This window comes from Bacillus sp. RC251 (genome assembly GCF_044908765.1).
Lineage (GTDB): Bacteria > Bacillota > Bacilli > Bacillales > Bacillaceae_G > Bacillus_A > Bacillus_A wiedmannii.
Genome location: NZ_JBIYDP010000031.1, coordinates 1 through 4010 on the forward strand (window position 1 = coordinate 1; position 4010 = coordinate 4010).

Annotated in this window: 2 protein-coding genes; one reads left to right on the forward strand and one right to left on the reverse strand. The window is 34.0% G+C overall.

Annotated elements, in window-relative coordinates; all coding sequences use genetic code 11:
• Positions 1-1282: 1282 nt before the first annotated feature.
• The gene (locus tag ABH961_RS29990; protein WP_098080536.1) at positions 1283-2242 is read right to left on the reverse strand and encodes a proline dehydrogenase family protein; all 960 of its coding nucleotides are present in this window, start codon (positions 2240-2242) and stop codon (positions 1283-1285) included.
• A 117-nt stretch (positions 2243-2359) separates the two neighbouring features.
• Between ABH961_RS29990 and pdxR the strand changes: the two genes are divergently transcribed.
• Positions 2360-3772 carry a MocR-like pyridoxine biosynthesis transcription factor PdxR gene (gene pdxR, locus ABH961_RS29995; RefSeq protein WP_098080538.1) on the forward strand — a complete coding sequence of 471 codons (1413 nt, stop codon included), beginning with the start codon at positions 2360-2362 and terminating at the stop codon, positions 3770-3772.
• The last annotated feature ends 238 nt before the right edge of the window (positions 3773-4010 follow it).

The following is a 4010-nucleotide window of genomic DNA, read 5'->3' on the forward strand; positions in this document are numbered from 1 at the left end:
ATCTAAAAATAAAAATTGACGTTTCACGTTGTTTGTTTCGTTCAGTTTTCAAAGAACTACTCGGTCGCTCATTTGCGACTCCCTTATGTTAACATTTTCAACTTTCAATGTCAACTAAGTTTTTCATTTCGTTTGCCGTGTTCTGCGTTATTGCATCGGCGACTTGTTCTATATTACACCCCTATATCCTAATCGTCAATACCTTTTTATAAAGTTATTCAAGTTAATATTTTTACACTCTCTAATCTAGAGAAGAACCTATAAATATTGCATTATCCGAAAAGCCTCTTGGACTTCGCTTTACTTTCTTCTCCCAAAATATATTCAAGTTTACTTACGCCCTAAACTGAATTGGTACGGAAGTTTTTCCCCCGCGAAATTAACAACCTTATTTTAATAAATATTAATATATAATTAAAAACTTATTCCGCTCCCTAACACCTCTTTGTTTATCAGGCACTCTATTAGAAACGATTGAAGATATACGTATTCTTATAAACAGACAACGATACAGAAATTCTTATATACTACTCTAGTTATAGAGTCCCTCTTATATGAAGTAATGGTTACTTACCTGTTTACTCGTAAATATATAGAAACACACTAATACATTTACTAACTATCCCTATGTCACTGAAATAGCAGACTTATATCTCTTTCATCTTTAGCAGCATCCATTTCCATATGGCCTAGTCGTAATAAATTTTATATCCTCTTAACAAACATTTAAGATATACAAATAAACTATACTCGAGGACCGAACCAATTAATAGCATTTCTTTTTTAAACACATATACCGGATTAAAAATACGCACCTCAATTGATCGAGTGCACCTAACACACCCACAAAGAACATTTGTTCTATTTGTATTTTATTACTTTTTATCACATGTAAGGATGTTTATCCTATACCTATATTTACGTTTTACCGCTAGAAGAGCGAATCGAGTTACTAACAAAGTATGTAATTTTATTGTTTATATATATCCTCCGTTTTGAAATACATATAGAATTACAAATTCATTTATTTCTAGCTATAAACTTAAGAATACATGACAATAAGAATCCAATGCATATAAAACACCCACCAAAACAAATTCTACAACAAGGTATACTACGGCTGTACAATTTATAAACTATAATCTTTTCAATATAAAAAGAGTCGGAATTTCTACTCTAAGGAAAATCCGACTCTTTTTTGGGGGCCACAACCAAAATGCTTTAACTTACTCACTACAACTGAACTCCCTCATAATAACCATAGCCAAAATAATTTTTACATTTAATATTCCCTACGCTGCTGTACTGCAGATGAATGCATCATATCTATCACTGCACGATATAAATTTTCCGGATATTCAGCTATCCGATGGCATAAATACAAGTACCACTCTTTCCCATAAGTCAAATACACCCTAGCATTATGTCCTTTGTTTTTCAAATCACTTAACATATCTGGACGAATTCCATATAGCATTTCTATCTCTACATTAGATTGACTAAAATATTGACGTTTCTCCATTTCTTTAATAAGAATTTCATCATGTGTAGCTATAGATACAGGATGATTGTTTTCAACTAGTTGTTCTACAATCTGAAGATACTGTTGGTTTAAGTCATTTGACCTAGGCATGGCAATATCCGAAATTTCTTGATAGGCACCTTTTACAACTCGTATTTTCCCTGGATAATGTAGGAGTTCTTGAATATCATTGTTTGAGCGATATAAATGCGCCTGAATCGTTATCCCTACATTAGGATATTGCTCAGTTGTTTTTTTATAGATGGAAAGAATGTCTGCTGCTTTAGATGATTCTTCCATACTTATCATAAGGGTAGTTCCATGTACTTTTGCCTTCTCTGCCAACTCCATTAAATGAATATAAGATATTTTTGGATCTATAGACAATCCAATATGCGATAAATCGAGTGATACTGTTTGTTTCATAGATAGAGCACCCATATCCCCAATAAGATTCCAAAACTCATTTTTTGCTTTATAACATTCCTCTATATCTAGAGTATTTTCCCCTATGTATTCTAGTGAAGTATGATAACCTTTTGTAATTAGTTCTTTTGCTATCACAATCCCCTCATGTCTCGTTTCTCCGGTGACAAAGCGTTTCGCAGCTTGCAATAACAACGCATAGAGTTCAGTGGATTGTTGTACATAGGATTTTATATGTTCATTTCGTGCAATCGATTTAAATGCCTGAGCTACTTGGAATTCTGGTTTCGTCATCACATTTTCATCCCCTTTAGAACTATTTGATCCAACTATAGCATGCTAAAATGGTTCATATTAGTACCATTTTAACCAAACTTTTATGGTACCAATTTTGATGAAGGGAGCATTTATATGCTTTGGATACCTATTGATCGATCGTTAGATATAAGTTTAATTCGACAGGTTTATCACCAAATACGTGAACGAATATTAAACGGAGAACTACAATCTGGAGAAAGACTACCATCTACACGGGAATTATCTTCTGAGTTAAGCGTGTCTAGGAATGTAATTTTAGAAGCTTATGATCAATTATTTTCCGAAGGTTTTTTGGTCGCTCGACAGGGCGCCGGGACATTCATTGCAGAAGGAACTTATTTAGAACAACGTAAAAAATCAACTCTAATTGATTCTTTATCTTGGTGCGAAGAAATAAACAAAGACAGTAACATCATTAATTTTCGTTCAGGGATACCAGCATTAGACTTATTTCCACTTAAGGGATGGGCAAAGTTATCTCATACTATATGGAATGAAACACCTCCTTCTACGTTTGGATACGATATTCCCGAAGGGCGTCCCGAATTAAGAAAGGTTTTATCACACTATTTACTTAAAACAAGAGGAGTTTTTTGTCATCCAGAACAATTGATAATTACCTCCGGTGCAACGCAAGCTTTAACACTTATTTCTAAGCTACTTTTGTCAACAGGCGACGAAGTACTAATAGAAGATCCCATCACCAATGACATTCAAACAATTTTTAAAAATTCAGGAGCCTTCCTTTATCCTATACCAGTTGATGATAATGGGATGGATACATCTTTGCTGCCTGCAAATAAAAACCCAAAATTCATCTTCACTACTCCTTCTCATCAGTTTCCTTTAGGAGGAGCGTTACCGATTCAACGACGGGTTCAATTGATTAACTACTCAAGGAAAACAAATTGTTATCTCATTGAAGATGATTATGACAGTGAGTTTCGATATGAAGGCTCACCTGTAAGTTCATTACAGGGATTGGATCCCGAGCGTGTTATATATATAGGTTCATTTAGTAAAATTTTATCACCGGCCCTTAGGATGGGATACTTAGTTCTTCCCTCACACCTTATTGAAAAATGTCGCAGGGTAAAATGGTTTTCAGATCTACATACACCTTCTTTAAATCAGCTTGTTCTTGCTAAATTTATTGCCGAAGATTATTTGGAGCGACATATTATGAAGATGAAAAAAATTTATAAAACTCGAAGAGACTTCCTTATCCAGCAATTAAAATTAGCATTCTCCAATAAGATCAATATTTTCGGTTATTCTACAGGATTACATCTGATTGTTGAATTCAATCAAGTTCAATTCACAAAAGAATTACTTGAGGAAATCCAACAACTCGGAGTGAAAGTATATCCTGTGGAAGAGCACGCCATTAAAAAAGGAAAACATCATAATCGAATTATTATAGGGTATGGACATTTAACAACTGAAGAAATAAAAGAAGGTGTGAGCAGGCTACAGAGGGCAATACCTTGTATATATTCTTGTTAACGAATAGATGGTCTAACAAACTTATCCATATTTTTCTGAAGGTATGCTATTTAGATGTGAAATCATAATAAAATAAAGCTGTTTTTTGCTAGATACACGTACTCATAGAACCAACATTAATTACAAGATTATTTCCATTAAACACAAAAAAGACGAGTCATTCTGACTCGTCTTAAAGTTGCTTGGCGACGTCCTACTCTCACAGGGACAAGGTCCCAACTACCATCGGCGCTAGAGA

Excerpts from the sequence above, each read along its gene's own strand:
- pdxR (WP_098080538.1), top strand. The coding sequence starts at position 2,360 with ATGCTTTGGATACCTATTGATCGATCGTTAGATATAAGTTTAATTCGA.
- ABH961_RS29990 (WP_098080536.1), bottom strand. The coding sequence starts at position 2,242 with ATGACGAAACCAGAATTCCAAGTAGCTCAGGCATTTAAATCGATTGCA.